General features: G+C 65.6%; 17 protein-coding genes and 1 pseudogene. 11 read left to right on the forward strand and 7 right to left on the reverse strand.

The features are described 5' to 3' along the window. Positions 1-126 precede the first annotated feature (126 nt). Positions 127-939 (forward strand): substrate-binding domain-containing protein, encoded by an 813-nt coding sequence (locus FHR56_RS18060; protein WP_160947474.1) that lies wholly within the window; start codon positions 127-129, stop codon positions 937-939. 318 nt (positions 940-1257) lie between these two features. Here the strand turns inward: FHR56_RS18060 and FHR56_RS18065 are convergent, their stop codons facing one another. Beyond that, positions 1258-3078, reverse strand: coding sequence for a GspE/PulE family protein (locus FHR56_RS18065; RefSeq protein ID WP_160947475.1), 1821 nt, complete (start codon positions 3076-3078; stop codon positions 1258-1260). A 76-nt stretch (positions 3079-3154) separates the two neighbouring features. On the opposite strand from FHR56_RS18065, the gene glyQ reads away from it, so the two are divergent. Continuing rightward, on the forward strand, positions 3155-4063 hold the full coding sequence (glyQ, locus tag FHR56_RS18070; protein WP_160947476.1) for a glycine--tRNA ligase subunit alpha: 909 nt from the start codon (positions 3155-3157) through the stop codon (positions 4061-4063). A gap of 155 nt (positions 4064-4218) precedes the next feature. Continuing rightward, the gene (glyS, locus tag FHR56_RS18075; protein WP_160947477.1) at positions 4219-6438 is read left to right on the forward strand and encodes a glycine--tRNA ligase subunit beta; all 2220 of its coding nucleotides are present in this window, start codon (positions 4219-4221) and stop codon (positions 6436-6438) included. A 512-nt stretch (positions 6439-6950) separates the two neighbouring features. On the opposite strand, the gene rep is transcribed toward glyS, so the two are convergent. Then, positions 6951-8927, reverse strand: coding sequence for a DNA helicase Rep (rep, locus tag FHR56_RS18080; protein WP_160947478.1), 1977 nt, complete (start codon positions 8925-8927; stop codon positions 6951-6953). Positions 8928-9062: 135 nt separating this feature from the next. Here rep and FHR56_RS18085 point away from each other — a divergent pair, with 135 nt between their 5' ends. Next, complete coding sequence (locus FHR56_RS18085) at positions 9063-9683, forward strand: thymidine kinase (protein WP_010340794.1); 621 nt, start codon at positions 9063-9065, stop codon at positions 9681-9683. Between the two features lie 165 nt (positions 9684-9848). Further along, positions 9849-10607, forward strand: a complete 759-nt coding sequence (locus FHR56_RS18090; RefSeq protein WP_160947479.1) for a sel1 repeat family protein — start codon at positions 9849-9851, stop codon at positions 10605-10607. Between the two features lie 445 nt (positions 10608-11052). On the opposite strand, the gene FHR56_RS18095 is transcribed toward FHR56_RS18090, so the two are convergent. Then, on the reverse strand, positions 11053-12657 hold the full coding sequence (locus FHR56_RS18095) for a glucan biosynthesis protein D (protein WP_160947480.1): 1605 nt from the start codon (positions 12655-12657) through the stop codon (positions 11053-11055). A gap of 237 nt (positions 12658-12894) precedes the next feature. Further along, positions 12895-13707 (reverse strand): bifunctional DNA-formamidopyrimidine glycosylase/DNA-(apurinic or apyrimidinic site) lyase, encoded by an 813-nt coding sequence (gene mutM, locus FHR56_RS18100; RefSeq protein ID WP_160947481.1) that lies wholly within the window; start codon positions 13705-13707, stop codon positions 12895-12897. Between the two features lie 433 nt (positions 13708-14140). Here mutM and FHR56_RS20525 point away from each other — a divergent pair, with 433 nt between their 5' ends. The 5 genes and pseudogenes from FHR56_RS20525 to FHR56_RS18125 all read left to right on the forward strand — a co-directional run bounded on the left by FHR56_RS20525 (position 14141) and on the right by FHR56_RS18125 (position 21334). Beyond that, on the forward strand, positions 14141-18853 hold the full coding sequence (locus FHR56_RS20525; RefSeq protein WP_221441956.1) for an RHS repeat-associated core domain-containing protein: 4713 nt from the start codon (positions 14141-14143) through the stop codon (positions 18851-18853). A gap of 7 nt (positions 18854-18860) precedes the next feature. Next, complete coding sequence (locus FHR56_RS18110; protein ID WP_160947482.1) at positions 18861-19220, forward strand: ankyrin repeat domain-containing protein; 360 nt, start codon at positions 18861-18863, stop codon at positions 19218-19220. Positions 19221-19293: 73 nt separating this feature from the next. Beyond that, positions 19294-19824, forward strand: a pseudogene (locus FHR56_RS18115) (RHS repeat-associated core domain-containing protein); the annotation flags it as partial. Positions 19825-20257: 433 nt separating this feature from the next. Continuing rightward, a complete protein-coding gene (locus tag FHR56_RS18120; RefSeq protein WP_160947483.1) occupies positions 20258-20704 on the forward strand; it encodes a hypothetical protein in 447 nt (148 codons plus the stop codon). A gap of 219 nt (positions 20705-20923) precedes the next feature. Then, the gene (locus tag FHR56_RS18125; protein ID WP_160947484.1) at positions 20924-21334 is read left to right on the forward strand and encodes a hypothetical protein; all 411 of its coding nucleotides are present in this window, start codon (positions 20924-20926) and stop codon (positions 21332-21334) included. Positions 21335-21569: 235 nt separating this feature from the next. Here FHR56_RS18125 and FHR56_RS18130 read toward each other — a convergent pair whose 3' ends face one another. After that, the gene (locus tag FHR56_RS18130) at positions 21570-21977 is read right to left on the reverse strand and encodes an EF-hand domain-containing protein (protein ID WP_160947485.1); all 408 of its coding nucleotides are present in this window, start codon (positions 21975-21977) and stop codon (positions 21570-21572) included. Further along, a complete protein-coding gene (locus FHR56_RS18135) occupies positions 21974-23170 on the reverse strand; it encodes a fatty acid desaturase (protein ID WP_160947486.1) in 1197 nt (398 codons plus the stop codon). The genes FHR56_RS18130 and FHR56_RS18135 overlap by 4 nt, the downstream gene beginning before the upstream one ends. 132 nt (positions 23171-23302) lie before the next feature. Here FHR56_RS18135 and FHR56_RS18140 point away from each other — a divergent pair, with 132 nt between their 5' ends. After that, complete coding sequence (locus FHR56_RS18140) at positions 23303-24145, forward strand: ATP-binding cassette domain-containing protein (protein ID WP_160947487.1); 843 nt, start codon at positions 23303-23305, stop codon at positions 24143-24145. 216 nt (positions 24146-24361) lie between these two features. Here the strand turns inward: FHR56_RS18140 and FHR56_RS18145 are convergent, their stop codons facing one another. Continuing rightward, complete coding sequence (locus FHR56_RS18145) at positions 24362-24814, reverse strand: helix-turn-helix domain-containing protein (RefSeq protein ID WP_160947488.1); 453 nt, start codon at positions 24812-24814, stop codon at positions 24362-24364. Between the last annotated feature and the right edge of the window lie 6 nt (positions 24815-24820).

Genomic DNA, 24820 nt, shown 5'->3' on the forward strand with positions numbered 1-24820 from the left:
GCCGCCGCCGGGCCGTGCAGGCGATCCGGCACGCACGCGAGCAGGTCCCGGCACGCCGCCTGCGGCTTCCCATCCGCTTCAGCGCCGATCGCGCAGGCTGTCGCTTTTCCCCCTGGCAGGTTTGCGATGCGTCGTTCCCTGATCCCCTTGACCCTGGCCGCGCTGCTGCTCGCATCCGCGTCCGCATCGGCGGCGGCGCCGGAAGCGAGCCGCCCCGCCCCGCCCACGACGCTGACCGTCCTCAGTTCCGGCGGCATCATGGGCGCGATCCGCGCCGTCGCGCCCGACTACGAGCGGGCCACGGGCGTAAAGCTGCAGATCGAGGCGGCGCCGTCGATGGGCGACACCCCACAGGCGATTCCCAACCGCCTCGCCCGCCACGAGCCGGCGGACGTGCTGCTGATGGTCGGTGCGGCGCTCGACAAGCTCGTTGCCAGCGGCCAGGCGCGCCCCGCCAGCCGCGTGGACCTGGGCGAGTCCTACATCGCCATGGCGGTCAAACAGGGCGCGCCCGAGCCGGACATCTCCACCATGGACGCCTTCCGCAAGACCCTGCTGGACAGCCGCTCGGTGGCCTATTCCGACAGCGCCAGCGGCGTCTACCTGTCGCGCACGCTGTTCCCGCGGATGCGGCTCGGCGACGGCTTCGCCGCCAAGGCCCGGATGATTCCCGCCGAGCCGGTGGGCGCGGTTGTCGCGCGTGGCGAGGCGCAACTGGGCTTCCAGCAATTGAGCGAACTCAAGCCGGTCCCCGGCATCACCATCGTCGGCCTGATCCCCAAGCAGGCGCAGCAGATGACGCTGTATTCCGGCGCCGTCGCCACCGCCAGCACGCAGCCGCAGGCGGCGCAGGCGCTGCTGGAGTACCTGGCGTCCCCGGCGGCTGCCCAGGCGATTGCGGATAGCGGGCTGACGCCGCTCGCCGGGAAGAAGAAATAGCCGCAGGACGGATCGCGGCGTTGCGTCCGGCATCCTCGTCCGACGCGTGGGCGGCGCGCATCGTTGCCCATTGTGCGGTTTGGCGCGACACACCGTGATCCCGTAGGAGCGGCTTCAGCCGCGACGGGCGTTCCCGGGAACGCTTGGTCGCGGCTGAAGCCGCTCCTACAGGTGCGCCAGCCATCGCGATGATGGGACTGGGGTGGGAGCGTCGGGATGGGGGATCGCGTCCGGCGCGCAGTGAGACGCCTCCGCAAGCGACATCGGGCGCGCAGCTGCCGCACGAAGAGACCAACGCCAACCGCGCCTCCTGCCCACTCACTCCCGCGGCGGCAGCACCGACAGCACTTCCTCGATGGTGGTCAGTCCGGCGGCCACCTTTTCCAGGCCGGCGCGGCGCAGCGTGCGCACGCCCTCGTCCTGGGCGGCGCGGCTGAAACCGGCCAGGTCCATGTCGGCGCGGATCAGGGTGCGCAGGCGCGGAGTCACCGGCAGCAGTTCGTACAGGCCCACGCGGCCCAGGTAACCGGTGCGGCGGCATTCCAGGCAGCCGACCGGGGCGTAGGGCTGCAGCGGCTCGGGCAAGGCCTCGCCCGGGTCGCGCAACGCGTCCCACTCGTGCGGCTCCAGCGTGTGCGGCCGCTTGCAGTGGCCGCACAGGGTGCGCACCAGGCGCTGCGCCAGCACGCCGTTGAGGGTGGAGGCGACCAGGTAGTGCGGCACGCCCAGGTCGAGCAGGCGGGTGATCGCCGAGGGCGCGTCGTTGGTGTGCAGGGTCGACAGCACCAGGTGTCCGGTCAGCGAGGCCTGCACCGCCATCTGCGCGGTTTCCAGGTCGCGGATTTCGCCGATCATGATGATGTCCGGGTCCTGCCGCAGCAGGGTGCGCACGCCGCTGGCGAAGTCCAGGTCGATGTTGGGCTGCACCTGCATCTGGTTGAATTCGGTGGCGATCATCTCGATCGGGTCTTCCACGCTGCACACGTTCACGTCCGGCGTGGCCAGGCGCTTGAGCGTGGAATACAGCGTGGTGGTCTTGCCCGAGCCGGTGGGGCCGGTGACCAGCACGATGCCGTGCGGGCGTTCCACCAGCGCGTTCCAGCCCGCCGCTTCCTGCGCGCTGAAGCCGAGCTGATCCACGCTCTTGAACGCCGCATCAGGGTCGAAGATGCGCATCACGCACTTCTCGCCGAAGGCGGTGGGCATGGTCGACAGGCGCATCTCGGTCTCGCGCCCGCCCGGCGAGCGGGTCTTGATGCGCCCGTCCTGCGGGCGCCGCCGCTCGGCCAGGTCCATGCGCCCGAGCACCTTGATGCGGCTGACGATGGCGGTCATCACCGCCGGCGGCACTTCCAGCACCTTGTGCAGCACGCCGTCGATGCGGAAGCGCATGCGCCCGGCCTCGCGCCGCGGCTCCAGATGGATGTCGCTGGCGCGCTGCTCGTAGGCGTACTGCAGCAGCCAGTCGACGATGTGCACGATGTGGTGGTCGTCGGCGTTGACGTCGCCGCCGCGGCCCAGTTCCACCAGTTGCTCGAAGCTGGGCAGGCCGCTGCTCTGCTCGGTGCGCCCGTCCTTGGCGCCGCGCACCGAGCGGGTCACGCCGAAGAACTCCATCGTGTAGCGATGCAGGTCCAGCGGGTTGACCACCACCACTTCGATGCGGCGCCGCGCCAGGTGCTGCACGTCGCCGAGCCAGTCCAGCGCCAGCGGTTCGCTGGTCGCCACCAGCAGGCGCTCGGGCTGCAGCGCGAGCGGCAGGATGCGGTGGCGGCGCGCGTAGGCGTGCGAAACCACGCCGGTGACCGCGGCCACGTCGACCCGGGTCGGATCGATGCGCAGGTAGCGCAAGCCGCAACGCTGCGCCAGCCATTCGGTCAGCCGCTCCAGGCTCAGCTCGCTGCCCGGCGGGCGGGTCGCGGCCAGTTTCAGGTTGGACAGCAGCACCAGCGGATGCACGTCGCTGACGGTGCGCGCGGTCTGCGCCGAGAACTGCACGCGGCCGCGTTCGGCCGGTGCGACCAGGCCGTCGGCGAGCAGCGCGGCAGCCACGCGCTCGAAGCTCAGCCGGCCCGGCGGCAAGGCCACGGTGGGTTCGGCGGGCGACGACGCGGGCGGCGCGGCAGGGCGCGAATCCATGGTCCAGGTCCGGTGCGCGGAAGTCCCCGCGAGTCGGTCGCTATACTAGCGCACCCCTCAACCGGCCCCCTGCGAGATGTCCGTTTCCCGGTCCGTTCCGATCACGTTCCAGGGTCTGATCCAGACCCTCAACCAGTTCTGGGCGCAGCACGGCTGCGTGCTGATCCAACCGCTGGACCTGGAAGTGGGCGCCGGCACCTTCCATCCGGCCACGTTCCTGCGCGCGCTCGGGCCGGAGCCATGGAACGCGGCCTACGTGCAGCCCAGCCGCCGCCCCACCGACGGCCGCTACGGCGAGAACCCGAACCGCCTGCAGCGCTACTACCAGTACCAGGTGGCGATGAAACCGAACCCGGACAACATCCAGCAGCTGTACCTGGATTCGCTCAAGGCGCTGGGCATCGATCCGCTGGTGCACGACCTGCGCTTCGTCGAGGACAACTGGGAATCGCCGACGCTCGGCGCCTGGGGCCTGGGCTGGGAGGTGTGGCTCAACGGCATGGAAGTCACCCAGTTCACCTACTTCCAGCAGGCCGGCGGCCTGGAGTGCAAGCCGGTGCTGGGCGAGATCACCTACGGGCTCGAGCGCCTGTGCATGTACCTGCAGAACTGCGACAACGTCTACGACCTGGTGTGGACCTACGGCCCCGACGGCAGCCCGGTCACCTACGGCGACGTCTACCACCAGAACGAGGTGGAGCAGAGCGCGTACAACTTCGAACACGCCAACGTGGCCGAGCTGTTCCACCGCTTCGACGCCTGCGAGCAGGAAGCGCAGGCGCTGGTCGAAGTCGGCCTGCCGCTGCCGGCCTACGAGCAGGTGACCAAGGCCAGCCACGCCTTCAACCTGCTCGACGCACGCCGCGCGATCTCGGTGACCGAGCGCCAGCGCTACATCCTGCGCGTACGCGCGCTGGCACAGGCGGTGGCCAAGGCCTACTACGCGCAGCGCGAGAAGCTGGGCTTCCCCGGCGTCAAGAAGTGATGCAAGCCCCTCTCCCACCGGGAGAGGGGTTGGGGTGAGGGTACGCCGGCACGCACGGCCGGCTGCTCCGACTCCCCAGGCGCCCGCACCCTCATCCGCCCCTTCGGGGCACCTTCTCCCGCAGGGAGAAGGAACCGCTAAGCAAGGTCTGACACATGAGCCAACACCTTCCCCTGCTGATCGAACTGGGCACCGAGGAACTGCCGGTCAAGGCATTGCCGGGCCTGGCCCAGGCGCTGTTCGACGGCGTGATCGCCGGGCTGGAGAAGCGCGGCATCGCGGTCGAACGCGGCGACGCCAAGCCGCTGTCCACGCCGCGCCGGCTGGCGGTGCTGCTGCCGGGCGTGGCCGTCGAGCAACCGGAGCAGCGCGCGGAAGTGCTCGGCCCCTACCTCAACATCGCGCTGGACGCCGACGGCCAGCCGACCAAGGCGCTGCAGGGCTTCGCTGCCAAGGCCGGGATCGACTGGACCGCGCTGGAGCGCACCAGCGACGCCAAGGGCGAACGCTTCGTGCACCGGGCGGTGAACCCGGGTGCGCGCACCGCCACGCTGCTGCCGGAGATCCTGCGCGAGGCGATCGCGGCAATGCCGATCCCCAAGCCGATGCGCTGGGGCGATCACGACTACGGCTTCGCGCGGCCGGTGCAGTGGCTGGTGCTGCTGTTCGGCAGCGAGGTGGTGCCGATGCCGCTGTTCGGCGTGGAGGCCGGCCGCGACAGCCGCGGCCACCGCTTCCTGCACGACGCGCCGGTGCCGCTGGCGCAGCCGGGCGACTACGTGGCCGCGCTGCAGGCCGCGCAGGTACTGGTGGACCCGGACCTGCGCCGCGCGCGCATCGTCGCCGAAGTCGAGCAGGCCGCACGCGACGCAGGCGGCAGCGCGCGCATCGCCGAAGACAACCTGGAGCAGGTGGTGAACCTGGTCGAATGGCCGTCGGCGGTGCTGTGCAAGTTCGAGCCGGCGTTCCTGGCGGTGCCGCAGGAAGCGCTGATCGAGACCATGGAGAGCAACCAGAAGTTCTTCCCGGTGCTGGATGCCGGCGGCAAGCTCACCGAGCACTTCATCGGCATCGCCAACATCGTCTCGCGCGACGTCGCCGAAGTGGCCAAGGGCTACGAGCGGGTGATCCGCCCGCGCTTCGCCGACGCCAAGTTCTTCTTCGACGAAGACCTCAAGCAGGGCCTGGAGGCGATGGGCGCCGGCCTGGCCAGCGTCACCTACCAGGCCAAGCTCGGCAGCATCGCCGACAAGGTGCAGCGCGTGGCCGCGCTGGCCGAGGCGATCGCCGCGCAGGTCGGCGTGGATCCGGCACAGGCGCGCCGTGCCGCCGAGCTCAGCAAGAACGACCTGCAGTCGCGCATGGTCAACGAGTTCCCGGAACTGCAGGGCATCGCCGGCCGCCACTACGCGCTCGCCGCCGGCGAACCGAGCGAGATCGCCCTGGCGATCGACGAGGCCTACCAACCGCGCTTCGCCGGCGACGACATCGCGCTGTCGCCGCTTGGCAAGGTACTGGCGATCGCCGAACGCCTGGACACGCTGGCCGGTGGCTTCGCCGCCGGGTTGAAGCCGACCGGCAACAAGGATCCGTTCGCGCTGCGGCGCAATGCGCTGGGGTTGGCGCGGACGGTGATTGAGAGTGGGTTTGATCTCGAACTGAAGACGCTCCTATCGACTGCTGCGACCCAGGCAATGGAGGCGATTCGACGCTCTGCGTTGCTGAAGAAGCTGGATGCCGCAGCACAGGCGAAGCGCGAAGGCGCTGAGACTGCGCCCGGCCAACATCAAGTCGGCGCGGTTTCACTGGAGCAGGTCGAAGAGATCTTCGACTTCATCGTCGACCGCCTGCGCGGTTACTACACCGATAAGGGTGTTCCGGCAACGCAGTTCAACGCCGTAGCCGCGCTGTTCTCGGTCGCGGCTGAAGCCGCTCCTACGACGGCGCCGACGACCGCGGTGGCGGGTTCGCTGTACGACTTCGACCGCCGCATCGACGCGATCGGCACATTTGCCGCGTTGCCGGAGGCCGAGGCGCTGGCCGCGGCCAACAAGCGCATCCGCAACATCTTGCGCAAGGCCGAGGGCGAGATTCCGGCGCAGGTCGACGCGGGCCTGCTGCGTGAACCGGCCGAACGCGCGCTGGCCGAGGCGGTGGAAGCGGCCATCGCCGAGACCGACGGCGCGCTGCGCCAGCACGACTACGTCACCGTGTTGAACTTCCTGGCGCGGCTGCGTCCGCAGGTGGACGCGTTCTTCGACGGCGTGATGGTCAACGCCGACGACCCGGCGCTGCGCCGCAACCGCCTGGCCCTGCTCAAGCGCCTGGGCGATCGCCTCGGCAGCGTCGCCGCGATCGAGCACTTGTCGGCGTAAGCGCCAACTTCGTCATCCGGAACGGGCCGCCTAGCGCGACCCGTTTTCGTTTCATCGCGATGGCTGCCGCCACGATGCGCGGCGCCACTGGCTTCGACAGGCACCAATGCGTCGGGACTGAAGTCCCTCCCACACCGTCTCCAGCCCGCTCTCCGCAAGCACAGACTTCAGTCGCGACGCGCGAACGCCGGCAAGCTCCACAGCAAACCAAGGAAGCGCCCGACTAGATCCTGTCCGCGGTGCGCATACAGCCGACGGTGTGCAGCCCCCTGCTCAAGCCCCTCTCCCCTCGGGAGAGGGGTTGGGGTGAGGGTACGGCGCGAAGCGACCCGTGTGTGGGTGCACGAGGCTTCGCCCGTACCCTCATCCGCCCTTTGGGGCACCTTCTCCCGCAGGGAGAAGGAACAGCGGCAAGTCCACGCACTACACGCACTAAACCCAAGCCTCACCACCCGCAGCGCAACGCACCCCGCCGTTACGAATCCCCAATCCCAACTCCCCAATCCCGGCTCTCAATCAAACAACGCCTGGATCGCCGCCAGCCCCGCGTTGGCGCGCTCCTTCTTGCGCGCGGCGTCGGCCACCGGGTCGGCGCCGTCGCGTTGCATTTCCTCGGCGGGGATCTCGTCGAAGAAGCGGCTGGGCTTGAGCCGGATGTGCTCGCCGAACTTGCGGGTGAGCTTGCTGTAGCTCATCCACAGCTGCTCCTTGGCGCGGGTGATGCCCACGTACAGCAGGCGCCGTTCTTCCTGCAGGTTGCCCTCTTCCAGGCTGACCTCGTGCGGCAGCACGCCGTCCTCGCAGCCGACGATGAACACGTAGCGGAACTCCAGGCCCTTGGACGCGTGCATGGTCATCATCCGCACCTGGTTGCCGCCGTCGTCCTTGTCGTTGCGCGACAGCAGCGCCAGCTGCGCGGCCAGGTCGCCGACGGTGGCGCCGCGCGGGCCGCCTTCGAACCACTTGGCCAGTTCTTCCAGGTTGCCGCGGCGGCGCTGGAAACTCGCTTCGTCCTTGCACTGACTGCGCAGTTCGCGGATCAGCCCCGACTGCTCGGCCAGTTGGCGCACCACGTCGGCCGAGGACAGCGTGGTCGAGGCCGCGCGCAGTTCGTGCAGGATGTCGACGAAGTCGCTCAGGCCGTTGGCTGCGCGCGGCGGCAATTGCTGCAGCGCGCCCACCGACTCGGCCGCGCGCGACATCGGCAGGTGCTTGGCCGAGGCCAGTTCGGCCAGCTTGGCCAGCGAGGTCGCGCCGACCTCGCGCTTGGGCGCCTGCACCGCGCGCAGGAACGCCGCGTCGTCGTCGGGATTGACCAGCAGGCGCAGCCAGGACAGCACGTCCTTGACCTCCTGCCGCTCCAGGAACGCGGTGCCGCCGGTGATGTGGTACGGCACGCCGGCCATCTGCAGCGCCTTTTCCAGCGGCCGCGACTGGAAGTTGCCGCGGAACAGGATGCAGAAGTCGCTCCACGGCACCTGCTTGGCGGTGCCCAGGTAGGCGATCTCGGCAGCCACCTTCTCCGCCTCGTGCTCGCTGTCGCGGCACTCCCATACGCGGATGCGCTCGCCGTCGGCCTGGTCGCTCCACAGCGTCTTCAGGTGCTCGTGCGGGTTGTGCGCGATCAGGGCATTGGCCGCGCGCAGCACGCGGTTGGAGCAGCGGTAGTTCTGCTCCAGCTTGATGATCTGCAGGGCCGGGTAGTCGCGGCCCATCTGCATCAGGTTTTCCGGATTGGCGCCGCGCCAGGCGTAGATGCTCTGGTCGTCGTCGCCCACGCAGGTGAAGTTGCCGCGCGGGCCGGCCAGCATCTTCAGCAGGCGGTACTGCGCGTCGTTGGTGTCCTGGCTTTCGTCCACCAGCAGGTAGCCGATGCGTTCGCGCCAGGCCATCACGATGTCCTCGTTCTCCTCCAGCACCTGCACCGGCAGGCGGATCAGGTCGTCGAAGTCCACCGCATTGAAGGTGCTCAGCCGCGCCTGGTAGCGCTCGTACAGGCTGGCCGCTTCCTGCTCGCGGTTGCTGCGCGCCGCCGCCATCGCCTGTTCCGGCGACAGCCCGGCGTTCTTGGCGCGCGAGATCAGGTTCTTGGCGTCCTCGATCGCATCGGGCTTGGCGCCGGGCATCAGGTCCTTGATCTGCGCGGCGGCATCGTCGGCGTCGAAGATCGAGAAGCCGCGCTTCAGTCCCACCGCGGCATGTTCGATCTGCAGGAACTTCAGCCCCAGGGCGTGGAAGGTGCAGATGGTCAGGCCGTCGGCGGCCTCGCTGCGGATGCGCTTGGCCACGCGCTCGCGCATTTCCTTGGCCGACTTGTTGGTGAAGGTGATCGCGGCGATGCGCTTGGCCGGGTAGCGGCCACTGGCAATCAGGTGCGCGATCTTTTCCACGATCACGCGGGTCTTGCCGCTGCCGGCGCCTGCCAGCACCAGCAACGGACCTTCGCAATGCAGGACCGCGGCGCGTTGGGGAGGATTGAGACCGTGCATGAAGACTTCCCTTGGCCGCGCATTGTACCGGGCGCCGGCCGGCGGCGACGCCCCGCCTCCGCGCCGGCGCTGAACCCGTTCGCGATCCGGCCGACGAAGGCCGGGGCGCGCGGCCGCCGCGCTAGAATCGGCGGCATGGCGAAACTGTATTTCTACTATTCGGCGATGAACGCCGGCAAGACCACCACGCTGCTGCAGTCGGCGCACAACTATCGCGAGCGCGGCATGCGCACGGCGATCCTGACGCCGCGGCTAGACCACCGCGCCGGCAGCGGCGTGGTCGCCTCGCGCATCGGCCTGCGCGCCGACGGCATGCCGTTCGTCGCCGAGACCGATCTGCTGGCCACCATCGAGGCCGACATCGCCAGCCACGGGCCACTGCATTGCGTGCTGGTGGACGAGGCCCAGTTCCTCAGCCGTGCGCAGGTCTGGCAGCTCAGCGAAGTGGTCGACCGGCTGCGCATCCCGGTGCTCTGTTACGGCCTGCGCACCGATTTCCGCGGCGAACTGTTCGAGGGCAGCCAGTACCTGCTGGCCTGGGCCGACGAACTGCAGGAGATCAAGACCATCTGCCACACCGGCAGCAAGGCGACGATGACCGTGCGCGTGGACGAGAACGGCCACGCGGTGCAGGACGGCCCGCAGGTGGAGATCGGCGGCAACGAGCGCTACGTGTCGGTCAGCCGCCCCGAGTTCAAGAAGATCATGCGCGGCGAAGGCCGCATCGATCCGCTGCAGATCGCGCTGCCGCTGTAACGCGACTGCAACCGCCGACGCACCGTGCTGGTGCGTCAGGTCTGGAGGCGATGAACCGTGGCTGACGCGTGCCGCACGCGCGGCGGTGCCTATGCCATCAGTCTATGGAGCGCCCCCGGGCGGCATGCCTAGAATCGCGCCGATCGCACTCATGGGATGAGGAACATGCTTTCGTTGAAAGGATTTTTCGCCGCCAGCGGTACCGCATTGGCCTGTGCCCTGCTGCTTGCCCTCCCCGGCCCCGCCGCTGCGGCCCCGGGCGACCACACCTTCCAGGACATCCCGGCGCAGGTCCTGACCGACGGCTTCCTCGACGCGCACCTGGACCTGTTCTATCGCCGCGCCGGCATCCGCGCCGACAAGAAGGGCGAGTACGCCGAGGCCAGGAAGCAGTACCAGTTGGCCGCCCGCTATGCCGACAAGCCGTCGCAGGCGCGGCTGGGCGAAATGTACTGGGAAGGCCAGGGCGGCGCCGCCGACCATACGATGGGCTTCCTGTGGATGGCGCTGGCCGCCGAGCGCGGCTACGACCAGTTCGGCGCGCGCAAGATGGAGTACTGGAACCAGTTGACCCCGGACGAGCGCAAGCGCGCGGTCAAGCTCGACAAGTCCATGCTCGCCGAGTACGGCGACCAGGTCGCCAAGCCGCGCCAGGAAGCGGTATTGCGGCGCGAAGCGATGCGCAGCACCGGCGGCCTGCTCGGCCACTCCGGTGCGGCCGGCCCGCTGTCGATCAACGGCCCGCGCGGCGGCAGCATCGATCCGGAAGTGTTCTACGCCAAGCAGTTCTGGGAACCGAGCGCGTACTGGAAGCTGCAGGACCAGGTGTGGGACGGCCGCACCCCGGGCCGGGTCGACATCGGCGATGTCGAGGACATCAGCACGGACGCCACGCCGCCGCCGCAGGAGCCGGCCAAGCACTGAGCGCAGGTCCGCCCTTGCGTCGCGCTTGTGGCGCGGCGCAAAGAGCGTCGGGACTGAAGTCCCTCCCACAGGAGAAGGCCCGGGTATCACCGCGTACTGCTAGGGCGGCAACGCCTGTCTGTATGCCGGATCGGCGGTGGGGCCCGCCTTATCGGTTAGGGGCGGTCGCGCTGAAGCCGCTCCTACGGTTGGGCGGTCGGCCTGCGGGCGCCACAGATATGTGCTTCGTTGGGGGCGCGTCAATGCAGCTGCAACGTTGTACACGTTGTAGGAGCGGCTTCAGCCGCGACGAAGCAATACGTCGGCTGACGGGTCACCCCAGCGCTGACGCATCAGAATGCATCCAGGGCATCCCGGCCCGCGCTCACCCATACGCCAACGGTGTGGCCGCCTGCACTTCGAAGATGCGACGGGCACACACTTCGGTTTTGCATACCCAGCCTGCTCAATACACCTTGCGCTCGGCCGCCGGCGGTGGCGTCCACTGGTACAGCCAGGTCTCGGTCAGCGGGCGCTCGCCGCTGCGCAGGTACAGGCGGATGTCGATCTGCTCGCTGCCGTCGTCCGGCGGCACCACGTCGAACATCGCGCGGTAGCCGGAAATCTCGTGCAGCGGCCGGGCCGAAACGATTTCGGTGCGGCCACGGTTGAGCTGCAGCACCGCCTCGACCTTGGCGTCCTTCTCCTTGCCGAGCTTGGCCAGCTCGCCGCCGGCGAAATCCACCGCGAAGCGCCACGAGAAATAGTGGCGCTTCTGCCCGACCACGCCGCCCAGGCCGGTACGGGTGGCCACGCAGTGCGCCAGCGACGAGGACGCCGGCGGCTGCGCGCCCCAGTACAGGCGGTAGCCGAACAGCAGCTCCTGGCCCGGCTGCGGCTTGTCCTGCGGATTCCAGAACGCGACGATGTTGTCGAAGGTCTCGTCGACGGTGGGGATCTCCACCAGTTGCACCGAGCCCTTGCCCCAGCCCTGCTTCGGCTCCACCCACAGGCACGGGCGCTTCTCGTAGAACACGCCGTCGTCCTGGTAATGATCGAAATTGCGGTCGCGCTGCAGCAGACCGAAGCCGCGCGGGTTCTCGTCGACGAACATGTTGAAGCGCAGGTGCGGCGGATTGCACAGCGGCCGCCAGATCCACTCGCCGCCGCCGGTCCACATTGCCAGGCCGTCGGTGTCGTGGATCTCCGGGCGCCAGTCCCAGTCCATGCGGCGATCGTTCTCGCCGACCTGGTACATGCTGGTGCACGGACCCAGGCCCAGGCGCTCGATGGTCTTGCGCGGATACAGCGCGCTGTCGATGTCCATCAGCAGCACGTCGCCGTTGGTGATCGCGAAGCGGTAGGCGCCGGCCACGCTGGGCGAATCCAGCAACGCGTACACCACCACCGTGTCCGAGCCGGCCTTGGGCTGTTCCAGCCAGTAGGCGATGAAGTCCGGGAATTCCTCCGGCCCGCCGGTGCCGGTATCGATCGCCAACCCGCGCGCCGACTGGCCGTACTGGCCTTCCTTGCCCACCGCACGGAAGTAGCTGGCGCCGAGGAAGGCGGCGAAGTCGCGGTCGGTGTCCTGCTTGGTGTTGAGGCGGAAGCCGGCGAAGCCCAGTTCCTTCGGCAGCGGCTTGCCCTTCAGCCCGCTGCTGCCGTAGTCGAACGCCGCGCTGTCGTAGGCCAGTTCCTGCGCCTGCCCGTCCACCAGGTCGAACATGTGCACCGGCGTCTTGAAGTACAGGCCCAGGTGGAAGAACTTGGCCTGGAACTTCGGCCCCTGCTCGGCCGCCCACAGCGCGTGATCCTGGCGGTAGCGGATCGACTGGTACTGGTCCCAGGTCAATCCCTCCACCGGCGCCGGCAGCACCCGCTTGTGGCTCTGGTACGGCGCCTGGGCCATGGCCCGCGCGTGGCCCTTGAGCCAGGCGTAGTCGAACGGCTGCGGCGTGCCCAGGCGGCGCAGGCCCACCGCGGGGGCGGCCTGGCCGAGCATCGGCATTGCCGGCAAGCCCATGGCGGCGAAGGCGGCGGCGGCGTTCTTGAGGAAATCGCGTCGTTGCATGGCCGGGATCGAAACGGAAAAGGACGCTCATCATAGACAAGCGGTGCCGAAGGCGGCGGTGATGGCGCCCGTGCGGTGGAATCCGCGGGCACGGGCGCGCCGGACGGCCGAGACCTGGCGAGTGGGACGCGTCTTCCCGCCCCTGCCTCCCGGATTTGGCAATGCGGACCGGGCAAGAGCTCTACCCGCGCCGAGCCGACTGCGTCATCCGCACACCACGGCGAGCGCCGCCATCGCTCAGCGCTGGCATTGGCCGCACCAGACGCTGGCGCGCTGGCCGATGCTGGCATGGCGCAGCGTGCGCCCGCAGCGTTTGCAGCCCTCGCCCTCGCGGCCGTAGACCGACAGTTCCTGCTCGAAGTAGCCCGGCGCCCCGTCCGGGCTGATGAAATCGCGCAGCGTCGTGCCGCCGCGCTGGATCGCATAACCCAGGATCGCCTTGGCCGCCTCGGCCAGGCGCGCGTAACGGGCGCGCGACACCTCGCCGGCCTCGCGCAGCGGACTGATGCCGGCCTGGAACAGGCTCTCGGCGGCGTAGATGTTGCCCACGCCGACCACGATGCGCTGATCCATCAGGAACGTCTTCACCGGCGCGGTGCGGCCGCGACTGAGCCGGAACAGATGATCGCCGTCGAACGCATCCGACAGCGGCTCCGGCCCCAGTTCGGCAAGCAACGGATGGGTCTCGCCCGGCGCCTGCCACAGCAGGCAGCCGAACCGCCGCGGATCATTGAAGCGGAGCACCCGGCCGTCTTCCAGGCTGATGTCGACGTGGTCGTGCGCCCGCGGCGGCGTGTCGCCCGGCAGCACGCGCAGACTGCCGGACATGCCCAGATGCAACAGCGCGCTCCCGACCGCGGTGTCCAGCAACAGATACTTGGCCCGCCGGCGAATCCCGTCGATGCGCTGCCTGGGCAACTGCTCCGCGACCTCCGGCGGAATCGGCCAGCGCAGATCCGGCCGCCGCAGGATCACCCCATGGATGCGCCGCCCCGACAGATGCGGCTCCAGGCCGCGCCGGGTGGTTTCGACTTCGGGGAGTTCGGGCATGGGCGCAGTCGCAGACGGTGGAGGACGCTGATCGACAACTTTAGCACCGTGGTCGTATGGCTCCTGCCGGACAGATCGCCAAGTCGCCCGAGAGGGTGCAAGGAGGAGGTGTGACGCGTCTTTAGTCTTTAATGGAGACGCGAGATTTCCGACGGGGTTGTTGCAGACGACCATGCCCTCGTCTAGCATTGCGCATCGTAATGACAAGGATTGTCGTATGCGCAACGTGCGTGCACCCGTTCGCTGTACTGCGTCGCTCAGGACGCGACTGCCCGCTCTCGGGCACCCCACCCGTTTGGTTCTCCGATAACACGGCCGAGTCCTGTGCCTGCCATTGGTGACGCGCTGTTGCGCGTCGATTGGCCTCCGGCTGGACAGGCAACTGGTAGCCGCTGACTCGATTGACTTGATCGACTTCTTGCAAGGACGCGCGATGAACACGATGCACCACGAACGTACCTCCAGCGGCGCCACCCGCCTCGCGTTGGTAATGGCGCTGTTCTTTCTGTTCATGGGTTCAGCGTTCGCCGGGGCAGAAGGGAAGAAGCAGCAGTTCTTGGTCCGTGATGAGGATGGGAATTCCCATGGCGTCTACTACACCCAAGCAGCTGCGGAGGCAGCGATCAAGGCAATTCCTGGGCCTCAGGACATGGAGGATGTGTACCAGTACGTCGATACGATCAAGGACACGGTAGTCCAGGAAAATGGGACATCCGTGATCACCTATTGGATGGGTCGTACCGAAGCCAAGGACGAAAACTGGACATATGACACTTGGCACGCGTCCAAGATCCCGACCGAAGAGCAGGCTGCGGCCGTACTTGCACAGGAAATCAGTGCTACCAGACCCAATTGCCCTTCGGCCTCGGTCGCGCCGGAAGGGCCATGGGAACTGTCGTTCGGTCCATATCCCGAGTATGACGCCGGCATTGAAGCCCAAAGTAGGCGGTATAGCGTTCGGACGTACTATGACGATTGCAGCGGCCCTAACGAATACACCACATTCATGGGGCGTACGCGTCGCTCCGAGTGTCCGAAACCCTATGCCACCTGGCACATCAGCGACCAAGGCTGCACGAATAAGGACTTCTTCGCCACCATCGAAGTCTCGACGTTGCAATGCGAGACGCAAAAAAATGGCGGCAACTCCGGAATGCGGGGCAACCCCTGCGACGTCAAGACCGGCGAGAAATTCCAGGCCGAGCGCGATCTGGACCTGGGCTGGATCACCCTGTCGCGTTATTACCACTCGGGTATCGCACTGAACACGGGTGGATTCGGCCCCGGCTGGACCTTTTCGCACAGCCTGCGCCTGACGATCCAGGGCGACGCGCTTGGCCTAGTAGAGGGCAGCGGCTATGCCGTGCCGTTCCGCAAGCTGGGGACCGAGTATCGCGCAGCCAATGCCTCGGGCGAACGCATCGTCGCCAACGGCGACAAGTGGGTCCTGTATCGCCAGGATGCGATCTACACCTTCGATGCCAAGGGCAAGCTGGTCTCGCGCATGGCCGAGGATGGCAGTGGGTTGGTGTATGGCTACAACGCGCGTGGGCGCTTGCAGAGCATCGCCTCGCTGCAGGGGCGCTCCCTCGAACTGGTGTATGCCGACGACAATGACGACGCGCTGATCACCGGCATCGTTTCCGGTGGGATGCAACTGGCCAGTTACAGCTACGACCAACAGCGCCTGACTGGCGTCATGTATGCAGACGGTAAGAGCCGGATCTATCACTATGAAGACAGTCGCTTCCCGCGCCACCTGACCGGCGTGACCACCGAAGACGGCCAGCGCTTCAGCACCTTCGCCTACGACGAGGTAGGCCGGGCGATCTCCAGCCAGCATGCCGGTGGCATCGACGGCGTCACGTTGGCGTACTCGGCTGCCGGCACTCGCGTGACCGATGCGCTGGGCGATGTCAACGATTACACGATGACCGAGGCGGGTGGTGCCTCGCCGAAGGTTTCCACCGTTGCCAGGACCGACGGCACGCTGCAGTACAGCTACAACGATCAGTCAAGCGACTTCCGCCGCCGGCTCAGCAGCGTCACCGATCGCCGTGGCGTCCAGACCCAGCACAGCTATGCCGAAGCGACAGAGAATGGTGTGGCGGTGAACATTCACACCGTGCGCGAGGCGGTCGGGCAACCACAGGAGCGCACCACAACGACGCGTACCGCGGCCGGTAGCAATCGCCTGCTGTCGGTGCAGACCGGTGGGCGTACCGTGTCCTACAGCTACAACGATCGCCTGCAGCCGGTGCAGATGACGAGCAGCGACACGGCCTCAGGCAAGCAGCGCACGGTCACCTACAGCTACTGCGAAGTGGCGGATGTGGCCGCGACCGACAGCACCTGCCCGATCCTGGGCCTGCCCAAGACGGTCGATGGCGCGCGCACCGACGTCAACGACACCACCACGTTCACCTACTACGCAACCGACGACAGCACCTGCGCCACCTCCCCGACCACCTGCTCGCACCGCAAGGGCGACCTGTGGAAGACGACCAACGCGCTCGGCCAGGTCACCGAATACCTGGCCTACGACAGCGCTGGCCGCGTGCTGTCGGCGAAAGACGCCAATGGCGTGGTCACCGACTACACGTACCACTCGCGTGGCTGGCTGACCGCCACCACGGTGCGTGGGGCCGACGACAGCAGCGAAAGCGACGATCGCATCACCACGATCGACTACTGGCCGACCGGCCTGGTCAAGCAGGTGACGCAACCCGATGGCGCGTTCACCCGCTTCACCTACGACGCCGCGCATCGGCTGACCGATCTCGCCGACAACGCCGGCAACACCATCCACTACACCCTGGACAATGCCGGCAACCGGCTCAAGGAAGACACCAAGGACGCGTCTGGCACGCTCAAGCGCACCTTGTCGCGCATCTACAACCAGCTTGGCCAACTGGCCACGCAGGCCACCGCGCAGGGCGATCCGACCGACTTCGGCTACGACGGCAACGGCAACACCAAGACCGTCACCGACGCGCTCGGGCATGTCACCCAGAACGACTACGACCCGCTCAACCGCCTGGCGCGTACGCTGCAGGACGTGGGGGGCATCGCCGCCGAGACCAAGTTCGGCTACGACGCTCTGGATAACCTCACCAAGGTCACCGATCCCAAGGGCCTGGACACCACCTACGCCTACAACGGCCTGGGCGACCTGACCAAGCTCACCAGCCCGGATACCGGCAGCACCACCTATACCTACGACAGTGCCGGCAACCGCGCGACGCAGACCGATGCGCGCAACATCAAGACCAGCTACGGCTACGACGCGTTGAACCGGCTGACCCAGGTCACCTATCCGACCACCAGCCTCAACGTCAGCTATACCTACGACGTCAGTCAGCCGACCTGCGCCAGCGGCGAGACCTACGCCGTGGGCCGCCTGACCCGGATGCAGGACGGCAGCGGCAGCACCGACTACTGTTACGATCGCTTCGGCGAGTTGGTGCGCAAGGTGCAGACCACCAACGGCAAGGTGTTCGTGGTTCGCTACGCTTACACCAAGGCCGGGCAGCTGAGCCGCCTGACCTACCCGGATGGGGCGGTGGTGGACTACGTGCGCAACGCCCAGGGCCAGACCACCGAGGTCGGGGTGACTCCGCCCGGCGGCACGCGCCAAGTGCTGCTGAACCAGGCCACCTACTATCCGTTCGGCCCGGTGGCCGGGTGGACCTACGGCAACGGCCGTCCGATGCAGCGCGTGCTGGATCAGGACTATCGCCCGCTGGCGATCAACGACACCCGCAGCGATGGACTGGCGGTAGGCTTCGCCTTCGACCCGGTCGGCAACCTCAGCGCGCTGACCGCGCCCGGCAACACCGCACCGGTGATCAAACTGGATTACGACCCGCTGGGCCGGCTGACCGCGTTCAAGGACGGCCCGACCGATGCGGTGATCGACGGCTATACCTACGACGCCACGGGCAACCGCCTCAGCACCAAGGTCAACACCACGACGCAGACCTATACGTATCCGAACACCAGCCACCGCCTGAGCAGCGTGGCCGGCACGGCGCGCAGCTACGATGCGGCTGGCAACACCACCGCCATCGGCGGCACCGCCGTGCAGTACGTGTATGGCACCAACGGCCGGCTCTCCCAGGTCAATCGCAATGGCACCAAGGTGGCGAACTACGCCTACAACGGCCGAGGGGAGCAGGTGCGGCGGGTGGGCAAGGCCAACACCTACACGCTGTACGACGAGAGTGGTCACTGGCTGGGCGACTACGACAACAATAGCGCAGTCGTGCAGCAGGCGATCTGGCTGGACGACCTGCCGGTGGGCGTGCTGGCCAAGACCACGCTGAGCTACGTGCAGCCCGACCACCTGGGCACGCCGCGCGCCGTCATCGACCCGGCCCGCGACGTGGCGATCTGGCGCTGGGACTTGAAGGGCGAGGCCTTCGGCACCACCGCGCCGGACCAGGATCCGGACAAGGACGGCACCGCCTTCGTGTTCGATATGCGCTTCCCGGGGCAGCGTTATGATGCGCTGAGCGGGCTCAACCAGAACTACTTCCGCGACTACGAGCCGGGCACTGGTCGGTATGCGCAGAGTGATCCGATTGGGTTGGATGGGGGTATTAGTACATATGGCTATGTGGCCGGTTCTTCACTAATGTTAAGTGATGCCAGCGGCTTGCAGGCGTTCCCCATTAGCTTTGGGCCCGGTATGACTGGTGCTGCTGGTGCCGCTGCGGCAAATGGCTCAAATAACATTGAGAATAAATACGACTTAAATAGCTGCGGACCAAAGGTTACGGAAGAGAATGTTTCGTTGCTTGCAAATTTATTTGAATTGGTCGGTCCGCAAAGTGTTTTCAGCATCAAGGGGTTGCCCTGGATTGCCACTAACGTCGCTGTTGGGCGCGCACAGCAAGCGATAGAAAGGCGGGAGTATAGTCGGATTTGTAAATCGCCAATACCGCCTACGGGCGATAAATGTAAGGATGCTCTTGCGAACCTCCAGCGTCTTAAACAGTGCCTGCAGTTGCGGGACGCTTTTAGTAAAAAATGGTTTAATGATCAGGATGTCGGGCATGTAATCGAGGTTGAAAATACCCGGAGGGCAATTAGGAAGTTGGAGGATTTTATTGGCCGCAATTGTCCCGCAATGATCATTAGCTGAGGTTGCCATGAAAATAGAGGATGTTTTTTCATTGTACAAAGATCTTCCTGAATATGCTGGAATTGATTTGGATAGTGTGAAAAGGGTGAGTCTATTCGGCGACTATCCAATTAATGTTGCAGCAACGCGGGGCTCTGTGCGAGAGATGTCTGCTCTCTTTATTTCTGGCGCAGACCTTAATACTCCTGGTGAGCATGGATATACGCCTCTTCATAATGCGGTTGAGCAAGGTAATGTTGATGCTGTTAGGTGGCTTTTAGAGAATGGTGCAGATAAGAGTTTGCTTAACTCGGCAGGTGAAACTCCCGCTGATTTGGCAAACATTTTGTGTGAGACTTTAATTGGGTCGATCTTGAATTCTTGTTGAGGTGTGTTTTTAAGATGCTTGCCGCTGCCTTGATTACGACCATGCAGTACTCGTATGGCATCCGCGGCTGGCGACACAGGTTAAGCGCAGCGGCACCACCGTGGCGAACTATGCCTACAACGGCCGAGGGAGCAGGTGCGGCGGGTGGGCAAGACCAACGTCTACACGCGTACGACGAGAGCGGTCACTGGCTGGGCGACTACGACAACAACGGCGCCGTCGTGCAGCAGGCGATCTGGCTGGAGGATCTGCCGGTCGGCGTGCTGGCCAAGACCACGCTGCGCTACGTGCAGCCGGACCATCTGGCACCCCACGCGCGGTGATCGACCCGGTCCGCGACGTGGCGATCTGGCGCTGGGACCTGAAGGGCGAAGCCTTCGGTACTACTGCCCCGGACCAGGATCCGGACAAGGACGGCACGGCCTTCGTGTTCGACATGCGCTTCCCGGGCCAGCGCTACGACGCGTTGAGTGGGCTCAATCGGAACTACTTCCGTGACTACGAGGCCGGTACGGGGCGGTATGTGCAGAGTGATCCGATTGGGTTGGCAGGGGGAATCGGCACTTTTATCTACGCTCAATCGCGGCCCGTGTCAGCTATAGATTTTTATGGCCTCGAATCGGTCGATTCGTTTAATAACGGCGGCCATCGAATGTCTTGGGAGGATGGCCCGAAGCGTACCCCCGATTATTTTAAGCTTCAATCAGACCTCTATGTTTTCAGTTTTTCAATTACGCTGTCACGTAGTGGGAAAGTTTTTGTGGGGGGAGGATTTGCTCGTAATTATTTGACGTACAATACTAAAACCCCAGGAATCTCACTATCGGCAGGATTCTTGAATCAATGTGACGACCCAAGCGGTAGCGAGGTTGACAATTTTATCGGTGGTTTTGGCATGGGGGCTGCAGGTGGCTATCGTGGAATTGGAGGCGCCTTTGCATGGTCACCTGGCCAAGGTACGGCTACTGAAGTGGGTTTAGGCATTGGCGCTGGCGCTTCACCCGGAGAAGTCACTACAGAGAAGTGGAGGATCGGAAGTGGCTGGTAAAAAAACTAATATTTTCTTCAAAGTAGTCTTTTTTGTTGCTTTTGGAGCCATAGCTTTATCTATTATTCTGGGCCATGACGGCTCTGATAAAGTTGCCATGGCTGATCTTAAGAAGGCTGCAAGATCATCTCTGCCATCAAATTGGCCGACGACCTTAGAAGCAACCATTAATAAAGTAACATTCATCGGATATGCCATATCCAAGAATAGCCCTGTCGACATAATAGAAAGCGGCAAAGCTATCGAAAAGCTGGCTAACGCTGAAGGATTTCATGAGAAATCCAATGTCGGCTCTAACGCTCATTATCGAAAAGTTTTTTGTCGCCAATCCACAGCTCTTGATGTGGAAATATACAAAAAGACCGATAAAGAATTTGTTGTTGAATCAGGTGCTTATTGGGCGTCACAAAAGAGTGACTCTAGATATTGCCGATAGCACTAAGTAAAACTACATGCCCGCGAAGCCACGAGTTAAAACCTAAGCAATCTCTAGAACCAAAATCCTATTTGGGCGTAGGTGTAAAATTATATTCAGAGCAACAGAATCTGATTCTTAGCGGACCAAGTCGGAGTATTTGAGTAAATTATACAAACCATGCTTGCGGAACAGATATCGTACTATTTGCCAAAGCGATTGCAACGGTAGACGGCAGGGATGAAGATTTTCAAGTGGGCGTTAATGCTTTTATCTTTTTTGGCATTTTCTCTTATCGCATTGAACACCCTTTTTGCTAATAAGCACTTACTTAATAGCTATTCGGCGGGAGACTATTTCAGATATTTATTTTTCTTTCCTGGAATAACGCTCTGCTTATATCTGGCGTTTTCACTCTATAAAGCAAGTATGTGGTCACATTTTTTCGTTGCTGTCTTCCTTTGCCTGCCGGCGCTGATTGCGGTGCATTTCGTCGTGTCTGTGATGAATGCACATACGGGCGGAGCATATTGGTGGTGGCAGGTGTTGGAGATCGCGGTGACTTATTTGGCATGGTCGCGAACAGGAAAGCGCTGGTCCAAATCGCTGCTATCTGATAGAGCGAAGCACTCTGCAAACGGAATCTCGTAGGAGAACTTCGCCTAGTACCGCGGGCGCGTTGAGCCAATCACTGGAGCCATACAGGCTGCACCGGATTGCATGTCCCCTCGGCGGGGCGAGTCTGGGGAAATAGGGCTGTCGTTGGTTTCGTTTTAATGTGGTTGCGCTATTCCCCACGCACCAGAGCATCAACACGCCACAGTCTGGATTTTTATAAACCCCAGCAGTAGAGCCAGAGGTTCTCCGCTGTACCTCGGATCCTTGCTCACTGCGGCGGCGCCGCCAACTCCCGCGCGCTGAGGTAGCCGTCGCCGTTGGTGTCCTGCTTGCGGAAGCGCGCGGTGAGGGTGGCGATGTGCTGAGTGCGGGTGATCGGCGGGCCGCGGCCGCCGGGCAGTTCGGCAGGGCTGAGCACGCCGTCGTGGTCGCGGTCGCGTGCATCGAAGGCGTAGCTCATCCAGGCCAGGTATTCGTCCAGGCTGACACGGCCGTCGCCGTCGCGGTCCATGCGCTGCAGGTAGCTGGCGGTGCTGTCGATCGCCTGCGCCTGGGCGTCGGCGATGCCACCAGCGAACAGGGCGCCAGCGAGGCTCAGCGTCGACAAGGCCAGTAACGACGAACGCCGCGCAAGGCGGCGTTCGTGCGACCGGGTGCGCGGTCCGCCGCGGCTCATGCCAGGGCGTAGCCCTTCAATCGCGCCGCGTACGCCTGCAGCGCGGCGATGCCGCTGGCTTCGGCATCGTGGCACCAGGCCTGCAGGTGCTTGAGGCGTTCGCTGGCGTCGTGGGTGCGCGCTTCCAGCAGGGCGGCCAGGCGCGCGCGGTGCTCGACCAGGGTGCGCATGCGCGGACGCTGCGCCACCCAGTGCTGCAGCTGTGCGCGGGCGTCGGGCTTGAGCCAGCGGCCATCGTCGACCAGGCCCTTGCGCAGGCGCCGCGGCAGCAGCTTGCGCAGCTTGGCGCCGGCCTGCGCGGCTTCTTCCTTCAGCGTCGGCGCGAACACGTTGCGCTGGTAATCGGTCATCGCCTGGAAGCGATGCGACAGCAGCGCGCGCAGGGTGTCGGCGTCGGGCACGGCGATGTTCGGGCGCACGTCCAGGGTCGGCGCCACGCGCAGGATCTTGGCCAGGCGCAGGGCCGCCAGCGCACGGATCGCGATCCAGCCGATGTCCAGTTCCCAACGGCGCATCGAGAAGCGGGCCGAGCTCGGGAAGGCATGGTGATTGTTGTGCAGTTCTTCGCCGCCGATCCACAGCGCCCACGGCGTCAGGTTGGTCGAGGTGTCGGCCGACTCGAAGTTGCGGTAGCCCCACCAGTGGCCCAGGCCGTTGATCACGCCGGCGGCCCAGAACGGGATCCAGGCCATCTGCAGCGCCCACAGGGCGATGCCGGGCAGGCCGAACAGCGCGAAGTTGACCACGAACAGCGCCAGCGGCCCCAGGTTCGCGTGCGGGGTGTACAGGTGCCGCTCGATCCAGTCGTCCGGCGCGCCCTTGCCGTACTGCTCGATGTCGCCGCGCTGGGTCCGCGCTTCGCGGTACAGCTCCACGCCGCGCCAGAACACGCGGGCGATGCCCTTGGTCTGCGGGCTGTGCGGATCTTCCTCGGTCTCCACCTTGGCGTGGTGCTTGCGATGGATCGCCACCCACTCCTTGGTGATCATCGAGGTGGTGAACCAGGTCCAGAAGCGGAAGAAGTGCGACAGCAGCGGATGGAAATCCACGCCGCGGTGCGCCTGGCTGCGGTGCAGATACAAGGTCACCGCGAAGATGGTGAGCTGGGTGAACAACAGCAGCACGGCCAGCATGCCCCACCAGCCGACGCCGAGCAGGCCGTTGCCGAGGAAGTCGAGGATCGCGTCGAACATTGCCAGAAGCTCCAGAGCGTAGGACGGCGTGGGGTCAGAACATGATGGGGGTTGCGACTGCAAACTTCACCCGGCGCTCGCGTATGGTATTCAGCCGCCAAGCGCTTCCGATCACAGAACGGTGTCGGTTCCATGTCAGTCGCCTCTCCCCAAGCAACCCCTGTGCCAGCATCTGCGCCGCTGATCGAACTGGACCGCGCCAGCGTCGTGCGCGGCCAGGTCCGCGTGCTGCACGCGCTGAGCCTGCGCATCGCACTCGGCCAGCACACCGCCATCCTCGGCCCGAACGGCTGCGGCAAATCCTCGTTCATCAAGCTCATCACCCGCGAGCTGTATCCGCTGGCGCGCGCCGGCGAGGAACCGGCGGTGCGGGTGCTCGGCCAGAGCCGCTGGCAGGTGGATCGGCTACGCAGCCAGTTGGGCATCGTCACCGGCGATCTCAGCGTCAATCTCGCCGACATGCCCGGGCTGGATGTGGAAAGCGCGGTGCTGTCCGGGTTCTTCGCCAGCTATGTGGTGCCGCCGCACCGCGAGGTGACCGAGGCAATGCGGGCGCGGGCGCGCGAGGCGCTGCAGGCCGCGCACGCGCTGCCGCTGCTGCGGCGCCCGTACGCCGAATTGTCGGCCGGCGAAACCCGACGCGTGCTGATCGCGCGCGCCCTGGTCAACCGGCCGCAGGCGTTGCTGCTGGACGAACCCAGCACCGGGCTGGACCTGGTCGCACGCGAGCACCTGCTGGCGACGATGCGCGACCTCGCCCGCCAGGGCATCACCCTGGTGTTGGTCACGCACCACATCGAAGAGATCGTGCCGGAGATCGCGCGGGTGATCCTGCTGCGCGAGGGCCAGGTGTACGCCGACGGCACGCGCGAGGACCTGCTGGCCGATGCACCGTTGTCGGCGGTATTCGGCGGACCGGTGCGGGTGCAGCGCGACGGCGACAGCTACAGCGCGCGGGTGATCGCGGAGCGCTGATCCGGGGTTGCCGAGGTCGGGCGTTCGGGGCTGTCGGGTTTGCAGGGTTGCGAGATGCCGCAAGTGATGCCGGTAATGCGGAAATGTCCGTAGGAGCGGCTTCAGCCGCGACCGGGCGTTCCAGTAAAGCCCGTCGCGGCTGAAGCCGCTCCTACGTATCTACGTATGGGGCGTCCTCGGTGATCAGCAGCCCCACCATTCGTGCTCACACTGCGCTCAGCCAGCGGCGGCGTGCGCGCTCGGTGCCGGTGAATCGCTCTCGAACGCGGCGCGAGCGCTGCGGATCTGCGCGTGGTGATCGGCGGCCCAGCGCACCAGCGGCGCCAGCACCACGCTCAGCGATTGGCCCAGCGGAGTGAGCCGGTACTCCACCCCAGGCGGCACGGTCGGCAGCACCTCACGCGCGACCAGCCCTTCGCGCTGCAGGTCGCGCAGGGTCTGGGTCAGCATGCGCTGGGAGATGTCCGGCAGCGCGCGGCGCAGTTCGCCGAAGCGGTGCGGGCGTTCGGCCAGCAGCATCACGAACAGGGTGCTCCACTTGTCGCCGATCTGCGCCAGCACGTCGCGCACCGGGCACTGGTCGATGGCCATGCCGGCGCGCTGGTAGTCCTGCAATTGCTGGCTCATCAGCACGTCGCAGGTGGCGGCCGGCGGTGCGACGATGTCCATGGAGGT

The sequence above is a fragment of the Xanthomonas sp. F10 genome, from assembly GCF_014206815.1.
GTDB classification, from domain to species: domain Bacteria; phylum Pseudomonadota; class Gammaproteobacteria; order Xanthomonadales; family Xanthomonadaceae; genus Xanthomonas_A; species Xanthomonas_A indica.